The organism is Paraburkholderia sejongensis, from assembly GCF_020880815.1.
In the GTDB taxonomy this organism is placed as follows: Bacteria; Pseudomonadota; Gammaproteobacteria; order Burkholderiales; family Burkholderiaceae; genus Paraburkholderia; species Paraburkholderia sejongensis.
Map to the genome: position 1 here is coordinate 285,776 of NZ_JAJITD010000008.1, position 24,368 is coordinate 310,143.

The following is a 24,368-nucleotide window of genomic DNA, read 5'->3' on the forward strand; positions in this document are numbered from 1 at the left end:
CGCGGTCCGGCGACGCGCTCGCGCACCGCACGCGCGAACCGCCGCGATGCAGCGGCAAACCACCATCCGCGCGCAGCGCGCCGATTACAATACGCACCATGACTCAAACCGTGCTCCTTGCCCTCGATACCTCGACCGAATTCTGTTCGGCGGCGCTGCTGTGCGCGCCGGCCGATACGAGCGGTCAGTCCAGCGCCGAACCGCGCATCTGGCTGCGCCACGAACCGACCGGCGCGGTCTCCAGCACCCGCCTGTTGCCCGCGATCGCCGAACTGTTCGACGAAGCCGGTCTCACGCTGGCCGATTGCGACGCGATCGCGTTCGGCTCCGGGCCGGGCTCGTTTACCGGCCTGCGCACCGCGACCGGCGTAGCCCAAGGCCTCGCGTTCGGCCTGAATGTGCCGGTCGTGCCGATCGGCACGCTGCTGATCTGCGCCGAGAGCGCGCGCCTGCGCGATCCGTCGACGACCCGCGTGCTGGCCGCGCTCGACGCGCGGATGGACGAAATCTATTGGGCCGACTACGCGTGGGACGAAGCGCAACACGAATGGCGCACCGTGCAAAGCGCGTCGCTCGATGCGCCGCAGCGGCTGGTGCTGCCCGACGTGCCGTTCACGCTGGCCGGCAACGCGGCCGCCGCATTCGGCGCGCGCTTGCCGGCGCTGGCCGCCGCGCGAAGTGTCGACAGCGAGGCGTTGCCGCATGCGGGACCGCTCGCGTACGCGGCGCTGCGCGCGTTGCGCGCGGGCCGCACGGTGCCCGCCGATCAGGCCGCGCCCGAGTACGTGCGCAACAAGGTCGCGCAGACCACCGCCGAGCGGATGGCCGGGAAAGCGGCCAAGGCGGAGCAGGCCCCGCAGCGGCCGCACGACGGCGCGACGGCGCAGGCGCCCCGCGACGAGGCGCGCCGATGAGCGGCGTGCTGCTCGCGGACCGCTACATGTCGCCGATGACCGAAAGCGACCTGGACGAGGTCGCCGCGATCGAGAAGCTCGCCTATGAGTTTCCGTGGAGCCGCGGCAATTTCGGCGACTCGCTGCGCAACGGTTATTTCGGCGTCTGCCTGCGTCATGTGACGGGTGCGCTGATCGGCTATTGCGTGCTGATGCCGGTCGTCGATGAAATGCATCTGCTCAATCTGTGCGTGACGCCGGCGGCGCAGGGCGGGGGCGCGGGTCTCGCGTTGCTGCGCGAGGCGGTGCGCATCACCCGCGCCGAAAAGCTCGACGGGCTGCTGCTCGAGGTGCGGCCGTCGAATCATCGTGCGATCCGGCTGTACGAACGCTTCGGTTTCGCGACGATCGGCCGGCGCAAAAATTATTATCCGGCGCGGCATCGCGCGCGGGAGGACGCGATCGTGATGCGTCTGTCGTTTGCCACGGAGGGCGCAGATGGCGCTGCATGAATCGGTGCTCGAGGAATTCGGCCTCGCGCCAATGTGGGTGCGTCGCGGTATGGCGACGCGGCAGGACGCGCAGGTCGTGGCGGCGAATGCGTCGGTAGATCAGGCGCGCGGTGCGGTAGCCGGACAGGTGGCTCAGGAGCCCATGCCGGCGGCACATGCGCAGGAGGGGGCCGAACCGCAGTCGTACGCAGCATCGCGCGAATCGCAACCTGCAGCGCAGCCGCAAGCGCAAACGCAAACGCAAACGCAGCCGCAATCGCAGCCGAAAGGGGAGCCGCAATCGCAGCCGCCCGCAGCGCCGCGCGCCGCCATGCAACGGGAACCAGAACCCGCGTCACGCGGTGCGGCCTCGCCCGCGCAAGCACGATCCTCCGAACCACCCAACTTCGACATCCCGCCCGACGACGACTTCGCGTGGTTCGACGACCCCGGCGCACCCGCGCCGGCATCGACCGAAACGCGCGGCGACACGCCCGCGTTGCCGGCCGTCGATACGCTTGACTGGGACGCGTTGGCCGCCCGCGTGGCCGGCTGCGAAGCATGCCGGCTGTGCGAAAAGCGCACCAACACCGTATTCGGCGTCGGCGATCGCGAGGCCGACTGGATGCTGATCGGTGAGGCGCCCGGCGAGAACGAGGACCGCCAGGGCGAGCCGTTCGTCGGCCAGGCCGGCAAGCTGCTCGACAACATGCTGCGTTCGCTCACGCTCGCGCGCGGCAGCAACGTCTATATCGCGAACGTGATCAAGTGCCGGCCGCCCGGTAACCGCAATCCGCAACCGGACGAAGTCGCGCGTTGCGAACCGTATCTGCAGCGCCAGGTGGCGCTCGTGAAGCCGAAGCTGATCGTCGCGCTTGGCCGTTTCGCCGCGCAAAGCCTGCTGAAGACCGACGCGAGCATCTCGTCGCTGCGCGGCCGCGTGCATGCGTACGAGGGCGTGCCGGTGATCGTCACCTATCACCCCGCGTATCTGCTGCGCAGTTTGCCCGACAAGGCGAAGGCGTGGGCGGATCTGTGCCTCGCGCGCGATACGTGGCTCGCGAACGGCGGCGCGCCGTCGACCGAAGCAAAGTGACGACGTCCGGCAGGCCGGCGGCGCCCGCTGGCCGCGCGGCGCTCGTCGATACGTTGCTGGACGGCCAGGAGCCATTGCGCGACCCCGCGGTTCGCGATCTCGCATGGCTGCTGTTCAGTGCGGATCTGTTGCGCCCGCAACTTCCGGTGGGCGCGCTCGCGCAACCGTTCGACACGCCGAGTGAATTGCACGCGACCGTCGCGTGGCTGCGCACGCTCGACGCCACTCCCGAACCGCTCCATCACGACCTCGCGGCAACCCGCATCACGCGTCTGGGCCGCTACGCCGAGCGGCTGCTCGGCTTCTTCCTGCAGCACGGTCCGGCCGCGCGACTGATCGCGGCGGGCGTGCCGTTGCGGCGCGCGGGCATCACGCTCGGCGAATGCGATTTTCTGCTGCGGACCGGGCAGCACGCGCATCTGCATTGGGAACTGGCGGTGAAGTGCTATCTGCACGCGGGGGCCACGGGCCGCGCGGACCCTACCAGTGAGCCGGCACGAGCGCGGCTGGCCGATTACGTCGGCCCCAATCTGAAGGATCGCTTCGATCTGAAGCTATCGCATCTGCTCGATCATCAACTGCGCCTGAGCGCGCACGAAGCGTTCGGCTCGACCGGCTATGCGGGCGTATGGACGCCGCAGATGTTCGTCAAAGGCTGGCTGTTTTACCGGCACGGCGGCGGTGCGGATGGCACGCCGGTCGACCCGCCCGAACTCGATCCCGCGCATGGCCGCGGCTGGTGGGTCACAAGACGCGACTGGCCGGACTTCGCGGCCGCGCAGGCGGACCGCTGGCGCGTGCTGTCCAGACTCGAATGGCTGGCGCCGCGTCGTGAGCGGCTTGCTGCTCGGGCAGGCAGCAACGAGGCCACATCACAACTGGTCGATGCCCGCGCACTCGCCGCGCAGACCTCGAATCAACCGGGCCCGGTGATGGTCGCCGCGTTCATCGAAACTGCCGCGGGCGAACTGCTCGAACACTCGCGCGGCTTTATCGTGCCCGACGACTGGCCCGAGCACGCGCGACGTTACGCACAGCAATAACGCCGCTTATAACGCCGCTTACCACCAGCGATAAAAATGATGCACCGGCCCGACGCCGCTACCGACGTCGAGCTTGTCGCTCGCCTGCAATGCGCCGGTCAGATACAGCTTCGCATCGGCCACCGCGCTGGCCAGATCGGCGCGCTGGGCAATCAGCGCCGCGATCGCCGACGACAACGTGCAGCCGGTGCCATGGGTATTTTTCACCGGCACGCGCGGGCCGCCCAGACGCAGCGTGCCGCTCGCCTGCACGAGCCAGTCGGGGCTGTCGGCCGCGCTCAGATGGCCGCCTTTCATCAGCACCGCGCGCGCGCCGAGCGCGCGCAGCGCGTCACCCTGTTCGACCATGCCGGCTTCATCGGTGGCGCTCTGGGTGCCGAGCAGCGCGGCCGCTTCCGGCAGATTCGGCGTCAGCAGATCGGCGAGCGGCAGCAGTTCGTCGCGCACCACCGCGACCGCGTCGGGCAGCAGCAGCGCGTGATTGCTCTTCGAGATCATCACCGTGTCGAGCACGATGTGTTTCGGTTTGTGGCGACGCAGCGCATCGGCGACCGCGCGGGCGATCGGCGCGTTCGCGAGCATGCCGATCTTCACCGCGTCGATGCGGATGTCGTCGAACACCGCGTCGAGTTGCGCGGTGATGAAGCCCGGGTCCGGCGCGTGAATCGCGGTGACGCCGCGGGTGTTCTGCGCGGTCAGCGCGGTGATCACGCTCGCGCCATACGCGCCGAGCGCGGAGAACGCCTTCAGGTCGGCCTGGATGCCGGCGCCGCCGCCGGAATCGGAACCGGCGATCGTCAGCACATTGGGAATCGGTTGGGTCATGGTCAAGCGGGGAAGAAAGAGGGGGCGCGCAGGGCGTGCGGCTTAGTGCTTCGCTTCTCCGATCAGCGCGACCGAGTCGAACGCGCGCTGGTTCGCCTGGTGGCGCCGCATCACGAGCCACATCATCAGACACACGAAGGTGCCGAACAGCACGATCACCGCGGTGACCGGCACGTCGAGCCACACCAGCACCGCGTACAGGCACAGCATCACCAGCACGGACAGATTCTCGTTGAAGTTCTGCACCGCGATCGAATGGCCCGCCGACAACAGCACGTGGCCGCGATGCTGTAGCAGCGCATTCATCGGCACGACGAAGAAGCCCGACAGTCCGCCCACCAGCATCAGGAAGACGTACGCAAAGAGCAGATAGCCGGGCACGTGCACCCGGCCGAAGTAGATACCCCAGTGCGCCGGAAACAGCTCGCGCGTGTAGAACGCCATCAGCATCACCGCGATACCCATCATGACGCCGACCGGCAGCACCGACAGCGACTTCTTCAGCGGCACCCGCGAGGCCGCCAGGATCGCGCCGCCGGCGACGCCGACCGCCACCACCGCCTGCAGGATCGCGGCCTCCGACAGCGACATGCCGAGCGACACCTCGGCCCATTTCAGCACGATGAATTGCAGCGTCGCGCCCGCGCCCCAGAACAGCGTGGTCACCGCGAGCGAAATCTGGCCAAGCTTGTCGCGCCACAGAACGAGGAAGCAGTCGGCGAAATCGGTGATTAGGCGGATCGGGCCGTGTTCCTGTTTCGGGTAACGCGCGCCGGTGTCGGGAATCCGTAGATTGAACAGCGCGGCGATCACGTAGATGCCCATGATCACGAGCATCGCCGCTTCGGCCGGCGTATTGACGGTGGGGATATGCAGCTTGAGGATCGGCGCGGCGATATGCGGGCTGATCAGCGCGCCGCCGAGCACGGTGCCCAGAATGATCGAGCCGACCGTGGTGCCTTCGATCCAGCCGTTCGCGGCGACCAGCCGGTCAGGCGGCAGCAGCTCGGTGAGAATCCCGTATTTGGCGGGCGAGTACGCGGCCGCGCCGAAACCGACGATCCCGTACGCGAGCAGCGGATGCGCGCCGACCAGCATCGTCACGCAGCCGACGACCTTGATGGTATTGGTGACGAACATCACGCGTCCTTTCGGACGGGAGTCGGCGAAGGCGCCGACGAAGGCGGCAAGGACGACGTACGACAGCACAAAGAACAGCTTGAGCAGCGGCGTCATCCAGTTCGGAGCGTGGAGATCTTTCAGCAGTGCGATAGCAGCGATCAGAAGCGCATTGTCGGCCAGCGACGAAAAAAACTGCGCGGCCATGATGGTGTAAAAACCTTTTTTCATCTGATGCGATGCTGTCCTCGCTGCGGTCTGTCCGCCCCGGCCGTTTGCAGTGCGTCCGGGCTTATGCCGATCGAAATGGGTTGTGCGCACGGCTTTATATCATGAAAATAGCTGAATTCGGACTAGCAGAATCCTTGATCGCACCGCCCAGCGGGCCGCCGAGCGCCGAAAACGCCCGGTAAGCCGCTGATTCGCAAGTGTCTTTACGAAAATCTCCCATGCCGCGCCCCCTCTCAGCCACGATTCACACCGCCGCACTCGCCAATAATCTCGCCGTCGCCCGGCGCTATGCGCCGAAGTCGAAGATCTGGGCCGTCGTCAAGGCGAATGCGTACGGGCATGGCCTCGCGCGCGCGTTTCCGGGCTTGCGCGCAACCGACGGCTTTGGTTTGCTGGACCTCGAAGAAGCGGTGAAGTTGCGTGAATTGGGCTGGGCCGGCCCGATTCTTCTGCTGGAAGGTTTTTTTCGTCCGACCGATATCGACGTGATCGACCGCTACAGCCTGACCACCGCGCTGCATTCGGACGAACAGCTGCGCATGCTCGAAATGGCGCGCCTGTCCAAACCGGTCAATATCCAGTTGAAGATGAACACCGGGATGAACCGGCTCGGCTACACGGTCGAAAAGTTTCACACCGCGTGGGAGCGCGCGCGCGCATGCCAGGGCGTGGGCCAGATCACCTTGATGACCCATTTTTCCGATGCCGACGCCGAGCGCGGCATCGCGCATCAGATGGCCGCGTTCGAGCGCGGTGCGCAGGGCATTGCCGGCGCGCGCAGCCTCGCGAATTCGGCGGCGACGCTGTGGCATCCGGATGCGCATTTCGACTGGGTGCGGCCCGGCATCATTCTGTATGGCGCGTCGCCATCGGGCGTGACGGCGGCGATCGAAGGCACCGGCCTGCAACCGGCAATGACCCTCGCATCCGAGCTGATCGCGGTGCAAACGCTCGCCGAAGGCAGCACGGTCGGCTACGGCTCGGCCTTCACCGCGCGCGCGCCGATGCGTATCGGCGTGGTCGCGTGCGGCTACGCGGACGGCTATCCGCGCACCGCGCCGGAAGGCACGCCGGTGATCGTCGATGGCGTGCGCACGCGGGTGGTCGGCCGGGTCTCGATGGACATGCTGACCGTCGACCTGACCCCGGTGCCGACCGCCAACGTCGGGTCGCGCGTCGAGCTGTGGGGTGCGGCGCTGCCTATCGACGACGTCGCGCAGGCCTGCGGCACGATCGGCTATGAGCTGATGTGCGCGGTCGCGCAGCGTGTGCCGGTTCGCGCGGAGTAACGCGTGGCGAAATCGAAGACGTTGTACGTTTGCAGCGAGTGCGGCGGCCAGTCGCCGAAGTGGTCCGGTCAATGCCCGTCGTGTCACGCGTGGAATACGCTGGTCGAATCGGTCGCCGAGGGTCCCGCGACCCATCGCTTCCAGTCGCTCGCGAAGAGCACCCCGGTGCGGCGCCTCGCCGACATCGAAGCGTCGGACGTGCCGCGCTTCACGACCGGCGTCAGCGAGTTCGACCGCGTGCTCGGCGGCGGTCTGGTGCCGGGCGGCGTGGTGCTGATCGGCGGCGATCCGGGGATCGGTAAATCGACGCTGCTGTTGCAGTCGCTCGCGGAAATCGCCGCGGACAAACGCGCGCTCTATATCAGCGGCGAAGAGTCGGGCGCGCAGATTGCGTTGCGCGCGCAACGGCTGTCGCTGCTCGAACCGGGCTCGAAGGCGAGCGAATTGCAATTGCTCGCGGAAATCCAGCTCGAAAAAATCCAGGCGACGATCGCCGAGCAGCGGCCCGACGTTGCGGTGATCGACTCGATCCAGACCGTCTATTCGGATGCGCTGACGTCCGCGCCGGGCTCGGTCGCGCAAGTGCGCGAATGCGCGGCGCAACTCACACGGATCGCGAAGCAGTCGGGCACCACCATCATCATGGTCGGTCACGTGACCAAAGAAGGCGCGCTTGCGGGTCCGCGCGTGCTCGAACACATCGTCGATACGGTGCTGTACTTCGAGGGCGACACGCACTCGTCGTACCGGCTGGTGCGCGCGATCAAGAACCGCTTCGGCGCGGTCAACGAACTCGGCGTATTCGCGATGACCGAGCGCGGCTTGCGCGGCGTCGCGAATCCGTCGGCGCTGTTTCTGTCGCAGCACGAGCAGTCGGTGCCGGGCTCGTGCGTGCTGGTCACCCAGGAGGGCACGCGCCCGCTGCTGGTCGAGGTGCAGGCGCTCGTCGATTCGGCCAACGCGCCCAATCCGCGGCGCCTCGCGGTCGGCCTCGAACAGAACCGTCTCGCGATGCTGCTCGCGGTGTTGCACCGGCATGCGGGGATTGCCTGTTTCGATCAGGACGTGTTCCTGAACGCGGTGGGCGGCGTGAAGATCTCCGAGCCTGCCGCCGACCTCGCGGTGCTGCTCGCGATCCATTCGTCGATGCGCAACAAGCCGCTGCCCAAGGGGCTCGTGGTGTTCGGCGAGGTTGGCCTCGCGGGCGAAATCCGGCCGTCGCCGCGCGGGCAGGAGCGTCTGAAGGAAGCGGCCAAGCTCGGCTTCTCGATCGCGGTGATTCCGAAGGCCAATGCGCCGAAGCAGCCGATCGAAGGCTTGCAGGTGGTGGCGGTCGAACGCATCGAGCAGGCGATCGACCGGGTTCGCACGCTCGAATAACGGCGCGCGCTGTGGCGGGAGGAGCGGGCCGCGCGCACGCCTTCCCGCTGTAACGTTCAGTAAATATCTCCCTATTGGCTGTAACCTGGCCGCCATCTCTTTTTTCTAAGCTGTCGCGATATGCATCCCTGTGATGCCGGAAAAAGGATCGCGCTTTGAAACAGTCACATGAAACCCTGGCCGAGGGTCCTACTATCCAGGTGCGCGGCTGCCGGGTCTCTGCACCGATTCATCAACCGTGGGGCGGCGCCTGCCGGATCGTCGAGTGGATCGACACCGCCGGACAGATCTCGCGGCGCGTGGTCGCCGAAGACGTGACCGCCGCCGAAGTCCGCGCAACGATCAGCCGCCACGTGGAAGGCCGCAAACACCTGCTCTACGACGATGAGAAAACCCCGCGCCAGGTGCTGCCGAGACAGACGGCGATGCGGCGGTGATGGTGTGAGTGCGCGGGCGCGGTGCGGTGCGGTGCGGTTCGTCGCTCGCGCCCCGGGCGCCTGTTTGCGTGGGCGATGACGGCTGCGCGCCGCCGTCGTTTATCGCGGGCGCCAGTCGCCAGTGCCGGCGCTCCCGCTATCCGCCTGATCGGCACTCGCGCTTGCCGCCGCATACGCGTGCGGATTGAACAGCGGATGCTCCGCCGCCTCAGCCGGCGTCAATACCGGCGACACACAGCAGTCGAGCGCTTCCAGCGACTCCGCCCACTCGGCCAGCGTGCGCGTGCCGATCACGCCGGCCAGCTCCTCAGTCAGCGCAAGCGCATCGGGTCCGCCGATCGCCTGTCCCAAACTCCAGTGACGCGTCGCCCATTCGGGCCGGTCGAGCGCCATGCACAGCGTTTCCCAGAATTTGAGCTCCAGCGCGCCGACCGCGAGCCAGCGCTGATCGCTGGTGCGATACAGGTTGTAGCAGGGCACGCCGCCGTTCAGCAGCCCGGCGCCGGCCGGCGGCGCGGCGCCGTCGTTGGCGAGCGCGACCTGCGCGACGACGTTGTGCGCATAGCTCGTGTGCGTCATCGATACATCGACGAAGCGGCCCTCGCCGCCGCGCGCCACGTGCCACAGCGCGGCGAGGATCTGCGTGACCGCGGCGAGCGCGCCGCCGAGCAGATCGGCGATCTGGAAGTTCGGCAGGATCGGCGCGCCATCGCGGCTCGCCAGCTGATCGAGCACGCCCGCGTAGCCGATGTAATTCAGATCGTGGCCTGCATGATCGGCGAACGGCCCGCTCGCGCCGTAACCGCTGATCGCGCAATAAACGAGCTGCGGATTGGCGGCGCGCAGCGTGTCGTAGCCAAGGCCCATGCGCTCCATCACGCCGGGCCGGAAGCTTTCGATCAGCACGTCCGCCTCCGCGGCGAGCGCGCGCAGCACGTTGCAGCCTGCCGGGGTTTTGAGGTCGAGACGGGTTTCGCGCTTGCCGCGATTGACCATCCGGTAAAACGCGCCGGGCCGTCCGGCGACGCGGTCGCTCGACGATTGCATCATCGTGCGGGTCGGGTCGCCCGCGCCGGGCGCTTCGATTTTCAGCACATCGGCACCGAGTTCGGCGAGCCGCAGCGCGGCGACCGGACCCGGCAGCAGGCGCGTCAGGTCGAGCACGCGCAAGCCTTGCAGCGGGGGCGGGGGAGCGGCTACGGCGGGCGACTGAGCCGCCGCCCCGGCCCCTGATGCAGACGCAGGCGATGAGTTCGCAAATGACAAAGCCAAGCTCCCATGGTTGCCGGCGCGGCTGCGCCGGGGCGTGCCGCTAGCCGATCTGTTCGAGTTCCTCGTGCGTCTCGAGCCAGTCGGCTTCAAGGCTTTCGAGACGCGCGTTCACGTCCGCCTCACGGCGGATTGCCTCCGTCAGCTTGTTCTTGCGCTCGGGCTCGTAGCTGGCGGGATCGGCGACGAATGCATCGAGCGTCGCCTTTTCCGCGTTCAGCGCGTCCATTTCCTTCTCGATCTTCGCGATGCGGCTTTGCAGCGGCTTCTTCAGATGCGCGAGCTTCTGGCGCGTTTCCGCTTCGAGACGGCGCTGCTCCTTGCGGTTCACGCCGCTGTCGACGCCGTTTGCCGCGCCGACTCCGTTACCCGCCGCGCCCGCATTGCCCCCATTGCCCGCCGCGTTCGCCTTCAGCGCCGCGCGCTGCTCGGCCGCATGCTGCAGCAGCCAGTCGCGGTAGTCGTCGAGATCGCCGTCGAATTCCTGCAGACGGTGCTTCGCCACCAGCATGAACTGGTCCGTGGTCGCGCGCAGCAGATGGCGGTCGTGCGACACGAGGATCAGCGTGCCTTCGAATTGCGCGAGCGCCATCGTCAGCGCGTGACGGGTTTCGAGGTCCAGGTGGTTGGTCGGTTCGTCGAGCAGCAGCAGGTTCGGCTTCTGCCAGATGATCAGCGCGAGCGCGAGACGCGCCTTTTCGCCGCCGGAGAACGGCGCGATCTTCGCGGTCGCCATGTCGCCGGAAAAATTGAAGCTGCCGAGGAAGTCGCGTAGTTCCTGCTCGCGCGTATCCGGCGCGAGGCGCGCCAGATGCTGCAGCGGCGTGTCGTCCGGGCGCAGCGTTTCGAGCTGATGCTGCGCGAAGTAGCCGATCCGCAGTCCCTTGCCTTCGCGCACGTGGCCGGAGAGCGCTTCGAGCGTGCCGGCCAGCGTCTTGATCAGCGTCGACTTGCCTTGGCCGTTCGCGCCGAGCAGGCCGATGCGCTGGCCGTTCTGGATCGACAGCATCACGCGCTCGACGATCGGAATCTCGCTGCCGTCTTCCGCGCGATAGCCGCAGCGCACGTCCTCCATCACCATCATCGGATTGGGCGCGGAGTCGGGCGTGCGGAACTCGAACGTGAACGGCGACGCGATATGCGCGGGCGCGATCAGCTCCATTTTTTCGAGCGCCTTCACGCGGCTTTGCGCCTGACGCGCCTTGGTCGCCTGCGCCTTGAAGCGATTGATGTAGCTCTGCAAATGCGCGACCGTGCGCTGCTGCTTCTCGTACGCGCTTTGCTGCAAGGCGAGCTGCTGCGCGCGCTGCACTTCGAATTGCGAGTAGTTGCCGCCGTAGCGCTTGATCTGCTGCTGCTCCAGATGCAGCGTGACGTTGCAGATCGAATCGAGAAATTCGCGGTCGTGCGAGATCACGATCAGCGTGCCCGGGTAACGATGCAACCAGTCTTCGAGCCACACGATCGCGTCGAGGTCGAGGTGGTTGGTCGGTTCGTCGAGCAGCAGCAGGTCGGAGCGGCACATCAGTGCCTGCGCGAGATTCAGGCGCATGCGCCAGCCGCCGGAGAAGCTGGTGACCGGTTCGCGGGTCTGCTCGAGCGTGAAGCCGAGGCCGAGCAGCAACGCTTCGGCGCGGGCGGGCGCGGTGTAGCCATCGGCGTCGGCGAACGCGGCGTGCGCTTCGGCTTCGGCCGCGCCGTCGTGGGCCGCCGACGCCTGCGCGATGCGCGCTTCGATCGCGCGCAACGCGGCGTCGCCGTCGAGCGTGTAGGCGAGGGCGGTCTTGTCGACCGCGGGGGTTTCCTGCGCGACGTGCGCGATGCGCCACGTGGGCGGAATCGAGAAGTCGCCGCCGTCCGCGTGCAGCTCGCCGAGCAGTACGGCGAACAGCGTCGATTTGCCCGCGCCGTTCGCGCCGACGAGACCGGCTTTTTCACCAGGGTTCAGCGTGAACGTGGTGTTGTCGAAAAGCGGCTTGGTGCCGCGCGCGAGGCTGAACTGGTTGAAGCGGATCACGACGTGGCCGGCTGAAGAAAACCGCTATTTTAGACTGCCCGGGGCGTCGCCGGGCGCGCGCCTGGATTGGGCCGGTGCGCGAGCGCGCGCGGCGGCCGAAACGGACCTCAGCCCGGATCGCTATCGGCCATTCGGCCGACTACGTCGACGACGCGTTTGGGCATAGACTGACGGCTTTCTCGGAGGGCACATGACATCGATCTATTCGTTTTCGGCGCGCACGCTCGGCGGCGAGGAAGTCAGTCTCGCAAAGTATCAGGGCAAGGTTCTGCTGATCGTCAACACCGCGAGCGAATGCGGATTCACGCCGCAATACGCGGGCTTGCAAAAGCTCTACGAAACGTATGCGGCCCGCGGGCTCACGGTGCTCGGTTTTCCGTGCAACCAGTTCGGCAAACAGGAGCCGGGCGACGCCGCGCAGATCGGCGCGTTCTGCGAAAAGAACTACGGCGTGACGTTCCCGATGTTCGAGAAGATCGACGTGAACGGCGCGAACGCGCATCCGCTGTTCAGCTATCTGACCGGCGAAGCGCCGGGGCTGCTCGGGCTCGAAAAGATCAAGTGGAATTTCACCAAGTTCCTGGTGGGCCGCGACGGCAACGTGGTCAAGCGCTACGCGCCGCTGACCAAACCCGATGCGATCGCCGCCGATATCGAAGCACTGTTGTGAGAGCGGCGCACGCGGGCGGCTCGGGCGCGTAGCGCGCGGTTGTCGCCGGGGTGCCGCCGGGTTGTCGCCGGGGTTGGCGGGCGCTACAGAATGGGCGAGAACAGCCGGGCCACGTGCATCAGCATCCGGCGCCACGCGGCCGCCTTGCGATACTCGTCGCGATCGATCTCCAGCGACGCGGCGAAGTCGTTCAGCAGCATCGTTTCGACTTCGAGCGCGAAGCCGCGATCGACGGTCAGCACCATGATCTCGAAGTTGAGCCGGAACGAGCGGTTGTCGAGATTGGCGCTGCCGATCGCGGCCGCGACGCCGTCGATCAGCACCACCTTCTGGTGCAGAAAACCCGGTTGATAACGGAAGATGCGGATGCCCGCGCGCAGCGAGTCGTACGCATAGAGCTTCGACGCGGCAAACACCACCAGGTGATCGCGCCGGCTCGGCAGCATGATACGCACGTCGACGCCGCGCAGTACCGCGAGACGCAGCGCGGCGAACACCGCTTCGTCCGGGACCAGATACGGCGTGGTGATCCACACGCGTTCGCGCGCCGCGTTGATCGCTTCGACGAAGTACAGCGAGCAGGTCTCCTGCTTGTCGGCCGGGCCGCTCGGCAGCACGAGGCAGTGCATGTTGCCGGCGGGGGCGTCGGCGGTGTCCGAGGTTTCAACGGGCTCATCACCGGCGGTCGCGTCCCGCAACTCGAGATCGGGCAACTGCTGGGTCGCCCAATACCAGTCCTCGACAAACACGAACTGGATGCTCGCGACCGCCGGTCCGCGCACCTCGATATGGGTATCGCGCCACGGCGACAGCGGCGGCTTCGCGCCCAGATATTCGACGCCGACGTTATGACCGCCGACGAACGCGCGCTCCCCATCGACCGCGACGATCTTGCGGTGATTGCGGAAGTTCAGTTGCAGACGGTTGACGAAACGGCGGTTGGTCGCGAACGGATGCATCGCGACGCCGGCCGCGCGCAGCGCCGCGACGTAGCGATGCGGCAGATCGAAGCTGCCGATGCTGTCGTACAGGAAGTACACGCGCACGCCCTCGCGGGCCTTCGCGATCAGCGCGTCTTTCAGCATCTCGCCGAGCGCGTCGTTGCGCACGATGAAGAACTGCACGATCACGTAATGGCGTGCGTGTTCGATCGCATCGAGGATCGCGGTGAAGGTCGCGGTGCCGTTCACCAGCGTGCGCACGGCGTTGCCCGGCAGGAACGGCATCCCGCCCAGCCGCGTGAGCGACTGCACCGGCCGCGTGCCGAGCTGTTGGGTCGGCAGTCCCGCCGACGACGCCAGGCTATCCCACTGCTGCGGATACGCGCGGGAGCGCAGCAGCTCGTTTTCGACCCGTCGCGCGTCCGCATAGCCGGCGAACTTGCTGCGGCCCAGAAACAGATACGGGATCAGCGTCAGATAAGGCATCGACACCAGCGACACGGCCCACGCGATCGCACCCTGCGAGGTACGGGTGTTGAGGATCGCATGGCCGGCCGCGATGATGCCGAGGATATGGGCAAGAGCGACCAGCGGGCCGACGTGAAGCAGGTCGAATTGCATAAGCTCGCGGAAGTTGGCGAAGCGCCGCGCTTCGGATCAGCCGGCCGGACTCAAACAGGCAGATCGCGCGCCTGGATCAGGAACACGTTGTCGTCGCCGGCGCTGGTCGGCAGCCACACCAGATCGAGGCCGCCGAACGCCGCTTCGACATGCTCGCGCTCGTTGCCGATCTCGACCACCAGCACGCCTTCGTCGGTCAGCCAGTTGCGCGCGTCGGCGATGATGCGGCGCACGATGTCCATTCCGTCCGCGCCGCCGGCGAGCGCCATCTCGGGCTCGTGTTTGTACTCGGCCGGCAGCGCCTGCATCGAGGTCGCGTTCACGTACGGCGGATTGCTGAGGATCACGTCGTAGCGGCGCTCGGCAAGCGGCGCGTACAGGTCGCCCTCGAACAGCGCGATGCGCTCTTCGAGCTTGTATTCGGCGACGTTACGGGTCGCGACTTCGAGTGCGGGCGCGGACAGGTCGACCGCGTCGACGTCCGCGTTCGGGAACGCGTGCGCGGCGAGAATCGCGAGGCAGCCGGAGCCGGTGCACAGTTCCAGCACCGCGCCGACCTGCTCGGGGTCTTCGACATACGGTTGCAGCCCGTCTTGCAACAGCTCGCCGATGAACGAACGCGGCACGATCACGCGTTCGTCGACATGAAAGCGATAGCCGTGCATCCACGCTTCCTGGGTGATGTAGGCAGCCGGCACGCGCTCGGCCGCGCGCCGTTCGATCACCTTCAGCACCGCGTCGATTTCGGCGCTCGTCAGGCGCGCGTCGAGGAACGGATCGAGCAGATCGAGCGGCAGATGCAGCGTGTGCAGCAGCAGATAGGCGGCTTCGTCGTAGGCATTGGCCGAGCCGTGGCCGAACGACAGTTTGGCTTCGTTAAAGCGCGACACCGCGTAACGCAGCAGGTCGCGGACAGTGGAGAAGGGCAGCGTCATTGCAGGGAGTCCCGGTCAGGCGATCAGTTGTTCGAGCACGCGGCGATACACGTTTTTCAGCGGCTCGATGTGGGCGACTTCGATATGTTCGTCGATCTTGTGGATGCTCGCGTTCAGCGGACCGAATTCGATCACCTGTTCGCAGATGCGCGCGATGAAGCGGCCGTCCGAGGTGCCGCCGGTGGTCGACAGTTCGGTTTCGACGCCGGTTTCGTCCTTGATCGCTTTCGCCAGCGCGTTCGACAGCTCGCCGCGTGGCGTCAGGAACGGCAGGCCGCTGACGCTCCACTGCAGATCGTATTCGAGGCCGTGCTTGTCGAGGATCGCGTGCACGCGTTGTTGCAGGCCTTCCACCGTGCTCGCGGTCGAGAAGCGGAAGTTGAACATCACGTCCGCGTGGCCCGGGATCACGTTGCTCGCGCCGGCGCCGCTGTGCAGGTTCGACACCTGCCAGGTGGTCGGCGGAAAGTATTCGTTGCCGTCGTCCCAGCGCTCGGCGACCAGTTCGGCGAGCGCGGGCGCCAGCAGATGCACCGGATTTTTCGCCAGATGCGGGTAGGCGATATGGCCCTGCACGCCCTTGACGACCAGCTTGCCCGACATCGAGCCGCGCCGGCCGTTCTTGACCATGTCGCCGAAGCGTTGGCTGGAGGTCGGCTCGCCGACGATGCAGTAGTCGAGCCGTTCGCGCCGCGCCTGCAGCGCTTCGACGACCTTCACGGTGCCGTCGGTCGCCGGGCCTTCTTCGTCGCTGGTGATCAGGAACGCGATCGAACCGCGATGTTGCGGATTGGCGGCGACGAACTCCTCGCTCGCGACCACGAAGCCGGCGATCGACGCCTTCATGTCCGCCGCGCCGCGGCCGTACAGCTTGCCGTCGCGCTGGGTCGGCTCGAACGGCGCCGAATGCCACTGTTCGAGCGGGCCGGTCGGCACCACGTCGGTGTGGCCGGCGAACGCGAGCAGCTTGCCGCGCGTGCCGTCGATGCCGCGTTTGACGGCCCACAGGTTGGTCACGCCGTTCGATTCGATCGTCTCGTGCTCGAAGCCGAGCGCGGCCAGGCGCTCGATCAGCAGACGCTGGCAATGCTGGTCGTCGGGCGTCACGGACGCGCGTGCGATCAGTTGTTCGGTAAGGGCGAGGGTGCCGGACATGGATTCAGTACAAGCCACTTGGAAATGAAAAAATGCCGGCTCGCGGTGATGCACCGCAGCCGGCAACAGCATTTGAACGACGCGGCGCGAGGCCGCGTGCGTCACATTCAGGCAAACAGCGTCAGGCAAACAGCGCCGCGTAGTCATCCGCGGAAAAACCGAGCGACTTCACCCGCCCGTTGACCACCAGCACCGGCCGCTTGATCACCGACGGCTTGTGGATCATCAGCGCGATCGCGCCCGGTTCGGTTTCGGCGGCCGCCTTCATGTCGTCGGACAAACCGCGCCACGTGGTGCCGCGGCGGTTCAGCAGCGCGTCGAGCTTGACGTCCTTCAGCCAGTCCTGCACCAGCGGCTCGGTCACGCCGGCCTTCCTGAAGTCGTGAAACTCGAACTCGACGCCATGCTCTTCGAGCCACACGCGTGCTTTTTTCACGGTGTCGCAGTTCGGAATGCCATAGACGACGGTTTTGGTGCCGCGCGCCATCAGTCGCCTCGCAGCAGCTCGTTCAGGCCGACCTTCGCGCGGGTCTTCGCGTCGACCTTCTTGACGATCACCGCGCAGTACAGGCTATGCGAGCCGTCCTTCGACGGCAGGTTGCCGGCCACCACGACCGAGCCGGCCGGGATGCGGCCGTACGTGACTTCGCCGGTTTCGCGGTCGTAAATCTTGGTGCTCTGGCCGAGGTACACGCCCATCGAGATCACCGAGTTTTCTTCGACGATCACGCCTTCCACGACTTCCGAACGGGCGCCGATGAAGCAGTTGTCTTCGATGATGACCGGGTTCGCCTGCAGCGGCTCCAGCACGCCGCCGATACCCACGCCGCCCGACAGGTGCACGTTCTTGCCGATCTGCGCGCACGAACCGACGGTCGCCCACGTATCGACCATCGTGCCTTCGTCGACGTATGCGCCGATGTTGGTGTACGACGGCATCAGGACGACGTTCTTCGCGATGAACGAGCCGCGGCGCGCGATGGCCGGGGGCACCACGCGGAAGCCGCCGGCGGCGAAGTCTTCAGCGGTGTAGTTCGCGAACTTCGACGGCACCTTGTCGTAGAACTGCGAGTAGCCGCCGGCCGGCATCGGCGCGTTGTCTTCGAGGCGGAACGACAGCAGCACGGCCTTCTTCAGCCACTGGTTGACGACCCAGTCGCCGTCCTTCTTTTCGGCCACGCGCAGCGCGCCTTTGTCGAGTTGCTCGATCGCGTGGGCGACGGCTTCGCGCACTTCGGCCGGCGCGGCTTTCGGCGACAGGTCGGCGCGGTTGTCCCAGGCGGTGTCGATGATTTGCTGAAGTTGTTGCGACATATGCGTGATTTTCTGAAGAGTTGAAGTCTGAAGAGGGGAGGCGGCGCGGCTCAGGCGGCGTTCAGCGAGCGGCAAAACTCGACGATCCGCTGCGCGCCTTCCGTGCATTCGTCGACGTCGGCGACGAGCGCGAGGCGCACGAAATTGCGGCCGGGGTTCACGCCGTGCGCGGTGCGCGCGAGGAACGAGCCCGGCAGAACCGTCACATTATAGTCGGCGTAGAGGCGCTGGGCGAACTCGGTGTCCGTCAGGCCGGTGCGCTCGACGTTGGCCCACAGGTAGAACGCGGCGTCCGGCAGACGCACGTCGAGCTCGTCGGCGAGCATCGGCGTGACGGTGGTGAACTTCTGCAGGTACTTCGCGCGGTTCTCGCGCACGTGGGTTTCGTCGTTCCACGCGGCGATGCTCGCGCTCTGAAATACCGTGGACAGCGCCGCGCCGTGGTAGGTGCGGTACAGCAGGAAGGCTTTCAGGATTGCCGCATCGCCGGCGACGAAGCCCGAGCGCATGCCCGGCACGTTCGAGCGCTTCGACAGGCTCGACAGCATCACCAGCCGCTCGTAGCCGCGGCCCAGTTGATGCGCCGCTTCGAGACCGCCGAGCGGCGGCTTCGCTTCGTCGAAATAGATTTCCGAGTAGCACTCGTCGGACGCGATCACGAAGCCGTAGCGGTCCGACAGCGCGAACAGTTCGCGCCAGTCGTCGAGCGTCAGCACCGCGCCGGTCGGGTTGCCGGGCGAGCACACGTACAGCAGCTGGGTGCGCGCCCACACGTCGGCCGGCACCGCCGAGTAGTCGCATGCGAAGTTGCGCGCCGGGTCGCTATTGACGAAGTACGGCTGGGCGCCGCCGAGAAGCGCCGCGCCTTCGTAGATTTGGTAGAACGGGTTCGGACAGAGTACGATCGCAGGCTGCTTGCCGGTCGTGCCGGCGGCGTTTGCGCCCGCGTCGCGCTGCGGATCGAGCACGGTCTGCGCGAGCGCGAACAGCGCCTCGCGCGAGCCCGATACCGGCAGCACTTCGGTGGCCGGATCGAGCGGCGGCAGGTTATAGCGCGTCGACACCCATTTGGCGATCGACTCGCGCAGCGGCGCCGAGCCGAGCGTGGCGGGGTAGGTCGCGAGACCGCCGAGCGACGCGATCACGGCGTCGCGGATCAGCGGCGGGGTCGGATGTTTCGGCTCGCCGATGCCGAAGCTGATGTGCGCGAGGCCGGCCGGCGGCGTGACGTCCTTGAAAAGCACGCGCAGCTTTTCGAACGGATAGGACTGAAGGGAGTCGAGTAGCGGATTCACGGACGAGATGGCCTGATCGGGATGGACGCGGACAGAAGGCGAGAAAGCGTTGCACGCGGGACGGCGGGCGGCGCGTACAACGGCGTCTCATGCGCGCGCCGCATGGGCCGACGAGGGCCGACCGGCAGCAGCAGCGAGCGGACGATTATAGCGTGGCGCGCCCCGCCGGGCGGCGCGTCGGCACGCAGAACAGGCAGCCGAGCGGAACCCACGCAGGTTTCGCGCAAAAAACACGCAGGAGCAGCAATGTACGCAGTAGTTGTGGAGACAATCCGGGCAGCCCGGCGTGAACCGGCCGCCGGCCGCAACGTCTCGCGCCCGCCCGGGCCGGGGCACGCCCGGGTTTGCGCCGGGATGTGGGCCCGGATGTGCGCTCGGAGGTGCGCCCGGGCGTCCACGCGAATGTCCACGCGCGCATTCGCGGGCACTGACGCCCGCTTGTGCCCGCGCGCGTCCATCCCCGCACCCCGGCTCACCGTCGCACCCACTGTCACTTTTGCCGCCTCGCCGACGCCGATCACCCCCACCCGCCGGAGCCCCAGCCGATGACCAACTTGCTGCGCAACGGCTGGCCGACGCTTGCAATCATGCTCGGCGCGTCGGTCTGGGGGATCGTCTGGTATCCGCTGCGGATGCTGGCCGCGCTCGGCGTGACCGGCACCGCCGCGAGCGCGCTCACCAGCGGCACCGGCTGCCTGTTCGTGCTGCTGGTGCGGCGCCGCGCGCTGAAGACCGTGCGCTGGCACTGGCTGCTGCCGGCGCTCGCGCTCGCCGCCGGCGTCACCAATCTCGGTTTCGTGTGGGGCTCGATCCACGGTCAGGTGATGCGGGTGCTGCTGCTGTTCTATCTGACGCCCGCGTGGACCGCGCTGTTCGCGCACTTCATCCTGCATGAACGGCTCACGTGGTCGGGCGCGGCGCTCGCGGCGCTGTCGCTGGCCGGCGCGATCACGATGCTGTGGTCGCCGCAGCTCGGCATCCCGATGCCCGGCAATCCGGCCGAATGGGCGGGTCTGGCGGGCGGGATGGGCTTCGCGATGAGCAACGTGCTGATCCTGAAGACGAGCCGCGTGTTGCCGGACATGAAACCGGAGATGCGCACCGCGACGGTGTTCGGCGGCGCGGCGCTGCTCGGCGCGCTCGCGTCGCTGTTCGAGCCGATGCCCGCGCCGCCCGCCGGCGCGCATCTGCTCACGGCGGCGGGGCTGGTGCTGGGCCTCGGCTTGCTGCTCGCGTCGAACAACATGCTGGTGCAGTACGGGCTCGCGCGCGTGCCGGCCAACCGCGCGTCGATCATCATGCTGTTCGAGCTGGTCGTGACCGCGCTGTCCGCGTGGCTGTTCGCCGGCGAAATGCCCGGTCCGCGCGAATGGGCCGGCGGCGCGTGCATCGTGCTCGCGTCCGCGCTGTCGAGCTGGGTGCATCGCACGAAGAGCGCGCCGCCCGATCCCGCCATCGAGGACACCGGCGTGCCGGGCGAGCATGACGGCGGCGGCGCCGGCACGCGGGCCAACGAGCGCACGAGCGGACACGCTAACGAAAGCACTACCGAACACACAAACGAGCACGGAATCGATCCGGTCCGCGAGCGCGACGACCACCGCAAGGGCGGTAAGAATCGCCCGCGCGCGATGGTATGATTGCCCCTCATTAGCCGGCGCGTGCGCAGTTGCGAGTGCAGCAGCGCATCCAGCCGGCAACCCAATTGCGAAGGCTCGCGAGGTTGCGTGGGCCGTCCCGCCATGGCGGTGAACGACCGGCGCAACCTCGCGAGCCACCTATCACACCCTCTTTTCAAACAGCGAAATCGCCGTGCGTCTCACCTCGATCAAACTCGCTGGCTTCAAATCCTTCGTCGATCCCACCCATTTCCAGGTCCCAGGCCAGCTAGTCGGCGTGGTCGGCCCGAACGGGTGCGGCAAATCCAACATCATCGACGCCGTGCGCTGGGTGCTCGGCGAATCGCGCGCGTCGGAGCTGCGCGGCGAGTCGATGCAGGACGTGATCTTCAACGGCTCGACGGCCCGCAAGCCCGGCAGCCGCGCGAGCGTCGAACTGGTGTTCGACAACGCGGAAGGCCGCGCCGCCGGCCAGTGGGGCCAGTATGCGGAAATCGCGGTGAAGCGCGTGCTGACCCGCGACGGCACCTCCAGCTACTACATCAACAATCTGCCGGCGCGCCGCCGCGACATCCAGGACATCTTCCTCGGCACCGGTCTCGGGCCGCGCGCGTACGCGATCATCGGGCAGGGCATGATCGCGCGCCTGATCGAGGCGAAGCCGGAAGAGTTGCGGGTGTTCCTCGAAGAAGCCGCCGGCGTGTCGAAGTACAAGGAACGCCGCCGCGAGACCGAGAACCGTCTGCACGACACGCGCGAGAACCTGACACGGGTCGAGGACATCGTCCGCGAACTGGGCGCGAATCTCGAGAAGCTCGAAGCGCAGGCGATCGTCGCGACCCGCTATCGCGAGTTGCAGACCGACGGCGAAGAAAAGCAGCGGCTGCTGTGGCTGTTGCGCAAGAACGAGGCGGGCGGCGAGCAGCAACGTCAGCAGCGCGCGATCGAACAGGCCCAGATCGACCTCGAAGCGCAGACCGCGAGGCTGCGCGAAGTGGAACTGGAACTCGAAACGCTGCGGGTCGCGCATTACTCGGCGAGCGACGCGATGCAGGGCGCGCAAGGCGCGCTCTATGAAGCGAACGCGGAAGTGAGCCGGCTCGAGGCGGAGATCCGCTTCATCGTCGAGTCGCGCAATCGCGTGCAGGCGCAGATCGCCGCGCTGACCGCGCAGCGCGAGCAGTGGCAGTCGCAGGCGGACAAGGCACAGGACGATATCGCCGACGCCGAGGAGCAGCTGGCCGTCGCCGAAGAAAAAGCGCTGCTCGCCGAAGAGGACGCGGCCGCGAAGCACGACGCGCTGCCCGCGCTCGAAGCGCGCTGGCGCGACGCGCAGGCCGAACTGAACGCGGAGCGCGGCGGCATCGCGCAGACCGAACAGGCGCTCAAACTCGAAGCCGCGCATCAGCGCAATGCCGATCAGCAGTTGCAGCAGTTGCAGCAGCGCCATGAGCGGCTGAAGTCGGAAGCAGGCGGGCTCGACGCGCCCGACGAAGCGCAGCTCGAAGAGTTGCGCATGCAGCTCGCCGAACACGAGGAAATCCTGCACGACGCGCAGGCGCGTCTCGCCGATGCGCAGGAAACGCTGCCGCGGCTGGACGGCGAGCGCCGCGCCGCGCAGGAGCGCGTGCAGGCCGAAAGCGCGCAGATTCATCAGCTCGACGCACGCCTCGCCGCGCTCAAGCAACTGCAGGAGAGCGTGCAGACCGAGGGCAAGATCCAGCAGTGGCTCGACAAGCACGAACTGGGCGGCCTGCCGCGTCTGTGGAAGAAGCTGCACGTCGAAGCCGGCTGGGAAACCGCGCTCGAAGCGATGCTGCGCGAGCGCCTCGCCGCGCTCGAAGTGTCGAATCTCGACTGGGTCAAGGCGTTCGCGACCGATGCGCCGCCCGCCAAGCTCGCGTTCTACGCGCCGCCCTCGGCCGGTCAGCCGGCGCCGGCGGCGCCCGCCGCGCTGCGCTCGCTGTTGTCGCTGGTACGGATCGAAGACGCGGGCATCCGCGCGGTGCTGAACGACTGGCTCGGCCTCGCGTTCGTCGCCGACGATCTGCAGCAGGCTTTGGCGCTGCGCTCGCAACTGCCCGAAGGCGGCGCGTTCGTCGTCAAGGCGGGGCACCTGGTCACCCGCGTCGGCGTGCAACTGTACGCGGCCGACTCCGAACAGGCCGGCATGCTCGGTCGCCAGCAGGAAATCGAAAACCTCGGCCGTCAGGTGCGCGCGCAGGCGTTGCTCGCGGACGAGGCGAAGGCCGCCGCGATCCGCGCGGAAGCCGCGCATACCCAGGCCGCGCAGGCGCTCGCCGATCTGCGTGCGCAAGCCGAGCGCGCGACCCAGCGGGTCCACGCATTGCAGATGGACGTGCTGAAGCTGACCCAGGCGCATGAGCGCTACACGCAGCGCAGCACGCAGATTCGCGAGGAACTCGAGGAAATCGCCGCGCAGGTCGAGGAGCAGCGCGCGCTGCGGGCCGAATCGGAAGCGAACTTCGAGCGTCACGATGGCGAACTCGCCGAATTGCAGGCGCGCTTCGAAGATCATCAACTGGCGTTCGAAGCGCTCGACGAACAACTGACGAGCGCGCGCGGCGAAGCGCGCGATCTCGACCGTGCCGCGACCGATGCGCGCTTCGCCGCGCGCAACATGACGAACCGGATCGATGAGCTCAAGCGCAGCATCCAGGTCGCGCACGAGCAGAGCGAGCGCGTGGCCGGCTCGCTCGAAGACGCGCGCGCCGAACTCGAAACGATCAACGAGCAGACCGCGCACACCGGCTTGCAGGACGCGCTCGACATCCGCACCGCGAAGGAAGAAGCGCTGCGCGCCGCGCGCGTCGAACTCGACGACCTGACCGCGAAGCTGCGGGCGGCCGACGAAACCCGCCTGACCGCCGAGCGCGCGTTGCAGCCGTTGCGCGATCGCATCAACGAATTGCAGTTGAAGGAACAGGCCGCGCGCCTGAACGGCGAGCAGTTCATCGAACAGCTCGCGGCGGCGGGCGTCGACGAGGCCGAGTTGCAGGCCAAGCTGACGCCGGACATGAAGCCGTCGTACCTGCAAGGCGAAGTCACGCGCATCAACAACGCGATCATCGCGCTCGGGCCGGTCAACATGGCCGCGCTCGACGAGCTGAAAGCGGCGACCGAGCGCAAGACCTTCCTCGACGCGCAGTCTGCCGATCTGACCAGCGCGATCGAAACGCTCGAAGACGCGATCCGCAAGATCGACGCGGAGACCCGCACGCTGCTGCAAAGCACCTTCGACGAAGTGAACCGTCATTTCGGCGAGCTGTTCCCGCGCCTGTTCGGCGGCGGTCAGGCGAAGCTGATCATGACCGGCGACGAAATTCTCGATGCCGGCGTGCAGGTGATGGCGCAGCCGCCGGGCAAGAAGAATTCGACGATTCACCTGCTGTCGGGCGGCGAGAAGGCGCTGACCGCGACCGCGCTGGTGTTCGCGATGTTCCAGCTCAATCCGGCGCCGTTCTGTCTGCTCGACGAAGTCGACGCGCCGCTCGACGACGCGAACACCGAGCGCTTTGCGAACCTCGTGCGGGCGATGTCGGACAAGACCCAGTTCCTGTTCATCTCGCACAACAAGATCGCGATGGAGATGGCGCAGCAGCTGATCGGCGTGACGATGCAGGAGCAGGGCGTGTCGCGGATCGTCGCGGTCGACATGGAAACGGCGGCGGGTTTCGCCCAGAATATCGTTTGAGTCAAGGCCTGCG

The 24,368-nt window shown here is 67.2% G+C and carries 20 protein-coding genes; 10 read left to right on the forward strand and 10 right to left on the reverse strand.

The features are described 5' to 3' along the window. The first annotated feature begins 98 nt into the window (after positions 1-98). Genes tsaB through LJ656_RS18040 form a run of 4 tightly spaced genes read left to right on the forward strand, consistent with a single transcriptional unit; the run spans position 99 to position 3,523 of the window. Entirely contained in the window at positions 99-914 is an 816-nt protein-coding gene (gene tsaB, locus LJ656_RS18025) for a tRNA (adenosine(37)-N6)-threonylcarbamoyltransferase complex dimerization subunit type 1 TsaB (RefSeq protein WP_230510731.1), read from the forward strand. After that, entirely contained in the window at positions 911-1,405 is a 495-nt protein-coding gene (gene rimI / locus LJ656_RS18030) for a ribosomal protein S18-alanine N-acetyltransferase (protein ID WP_230510732.1), read from the forward strand. The genes tsaB and rimI overlap by 4 nt, the downstream gene beginning before the upstream one ends. Next, positions 1,392-2,480, forward strand: coding sequence for a uracil-DNA glycosylase (locus tag LJ656_RS18035; RefSeq protein ID WP_230510733.1), 1,089 nt, complete (start codon positions 1,392-1,394; stop codon positions 2,478-2,480). Before rimI ends, LJ656_RS18035 begins: the two co-directional genes overlap by 14 nt. After that, positions 2,477-3,523 (forward strand): DUF1853 family protein, encoded by a 1,047-nt coding sequence (locus LJ656_RS18040; RefSeq protein ID WP_230510734.1) that lies wholly within the window; start codon positions 2,477-2,479, stop codon positions 3,521-3,523. The genes LJ656_RS18035 and LJ656_RS18040 overlap by 4 nt, the downstream gene beginning before the upstream one ends. A gap of 18 nt (positions 3,524-3,541) precedes the next feature. On the opposite strand, the gene thiD is transcribed toward LJ656_RS18040, so the two are convergent. Both thiD and lplT read right to left on the reverse strand, forming a co-directional pair. Beyond that, the gene (gene thiD / locus LJ656_RS18045; protein ID WP_230510735.1) at positions 3,542-4,348 is read right to left on the reverse strand and encodes a bifunctional hydroxymethylpyrimidine kinase/phosphomethylpyrimidine kinase; all 807 of its coding nucleotides are present in this window, start codon (positions 4,346-4,348) and stop codon (positions 3,542-3,544) included. Between the two features lie 42 nt (positions 4,349-4,390). Further along, a complete protein-coding gene (gene lplT, locus LJ656_RS18050) occupies positions 4,391-5,698 on the reverse strand; it encodes a lysophospholipid transporter LplT (RefSeq protein ID WP_230510736.1) in 1,308 nt (435 codons plus the stop codon). 218 nt (positions 5,699-5,916) lie between these two features. Between lplT and alr the strand changes: the two genes are divergently transcribed. The 3 genes from alr (at position 5,917) to LJ656_RS18065 (ending at position 8,804) form a co-directional block, all read left to right on the forward strand. Further along, positions 5,917-6,987 carry an alanine racemase gene (gene alr / locus LJ656_RS18055; RefSeq protein WP_230510737.1) on the forward strand — a complete coding sequence of 357 codons (1,071 nt, stop codon included), beginning with the start codon at positions 5,917-5,919 and terminating at the stop codon, positions 6,985-6,987. A 3-nt stretch (positions 6,988-6,990) separates the two neighbouring features. Continuing rightward, positions 6,991-8,367: a DNA repair protein RadA gene (gene radA / locus LJ656_RS18060; RefSeq protein ID WP_230510738.1), complete on the forward strand. Its 1,377-nt coding sequence runs from the start codon at positions 6,991-6,993 to the stop codon at positions 8,365-8,367. Between the two features lie 155 nt (positions 8,368-8,522). After that, entirely contained in the window at positions 8,523-8,804 is a 282-nt protein-coding gene (locus LJ656_RS18065) for a DUF2866 domain-containing protein (protein ID WP_230510739.1), read from the forward strand. A gap of 99 nt (positions 8,805-8,903) precedes the next feature. On the opposite strand, the gene LJ656_RS18070 is transcribed toward LJ656_RS18065, so the two are convergent. Beyond that, entirely contained in the window at positions 8,904-9,983 is a 1,080-nt protein-coding gene (locus tag LJ656_RS18070) for a CaiB/BaiF CoA transferase family protein (protein WP_230510798.1), read from the reverse strand. 133 nt (positions 9,984-10,116) lie between these two features. Then, positions 10,117-12,090 (reverse strand): ATP-binding cassette domain-containing protein, encoded by a 1,974-nt coding sequence (locus tag LJ656_RS18075; RefSeq protein ID WP_329958881.1) that lies wholly within the window; start codon positions 12,088-12,090, stop codon positions 10,117-10,119. Between the two features lie 190 nt (positions 12,091-12,280). On the opposite strand from LJ656_RS18075, the gene LJ656_RS18085 reads away from it, so the two are divergent. Further along, entirely contained in the window at positions 12,281-12,760 is a 480-nt protein-coding gene (locus LJ656_RS18085) for a glutathione peroxidase (RefSeq protein ID WP_230510740.1), read from the forward strand. Positions 12,761-12,843: 83 nt separating this feature from the next. Here LJ656_RS18085 and cls read toward each other — a convergent pair whose 3' ends face one another. From cls to dapC, 6 genes are all read right to left on the reverse strand, one after another. Then, positions 12,844-14,322: a cardiolipin synthase gene (cls, locus tag LJ656_RS18090; protein WP_230510741.1), complete on the reverse strand. Its 1,479-nt coding sequence runs from the start codon at positions 14,320-14,322 to the stop codon at positions 12,844-12,846. Between the two features lie 50 nt (positions 14,323-14,372). Beyond that, positions 14,373-15,257, reverse strand: a complete 885-nt coding sequence (gene prmB / locus LJ656_RS18095; RefSeq protein ID WP_230510742.1) for a 50S ribosomal protein L3 N(5)-glutamine methyltransferase — start codon at positions 15,255-15,257, stop codon at positions 14,373-14,375. A 15-nt stretch (positions 15,258-15,272) separates the two neighbouring features. Beyond that, positions 15,273-16,412, reverse strand: a complete 1,140-nt coding sequence (gene dapE, locus LJ656_RS18100; protein ID WP_230510743.1) for a succinyl-diaminopimelate desuccinylase — start codon at positions 16,410-16,412, stop codon at positions 15,273-15,275. Between the two features lie 121 nt (positions 16,413-16,533). Continuing rightward, a complete protein-coding gene (locus LJ656_RS18105) occupies positions 16,534-16,899 on the reverse strand; it encodes an ArsC family reductase (RefSeq protein WP_230510744.1) in 366 nt (121 codons plus the stop codon). Then, entirely contained in the window at positions 16,899-17,726 is an 828-nt protein-coding gene (gene dapD / locus LJ656_RS18110; protein ID WP_230510745.1) for a 2,3,4,5-tetrahydropyridine-2,6-dicarboxylate N-succinyltransferase, read from the reverse strand. The genes LJ656_RS18105 and dapD overlap by 1 nt, the downstream gene beginning before the upstream one ends. A 50-nt stretch (positions 17,727-17,776) precedes the next feature. Then, on the reverse strand, positions 17,777-19,021 hold the full coding sequence (dapC, locus tag LJ656_RS18115; protein ID WP_230510746.1) for a succinyldiaminopimelate transaminase: 1,245 nt from the start codon (positions 19,019-19,021) through the stop codon (positions 17,777-17,779). Between the two features lie 545 nt (positions 19,022-19,566). Between dapC and LJ656_RS18120 the strand changes: the two genes are divergently transcribed. Continuing rightward, positions 19,567-20,661: a DMT family transporter gene (locus LJ656_RS18120; protein ID WP_230510747.1), complete on the forward strand. Its 1,095-nt coding sequence runs from the start codon at positions 19,567-19,569 to the stop codon at positions 20,659-20,661. Positions 20,662-20,833: 172 nt separating this feature from the next. Beyond that, positions 20,834-24,355, forward strand: coding sequence for a chromosome segregation protein SMC (smc, locus tag LJ656_RS18125; RefSeq protein ID WP_230510748.1), 3,522 nt, complete (start codon positions 20,834-20,836; stop codon positions 24,353-24,355). Positions 24,356-24,368 lie beyond the last annotated feature (13 nt).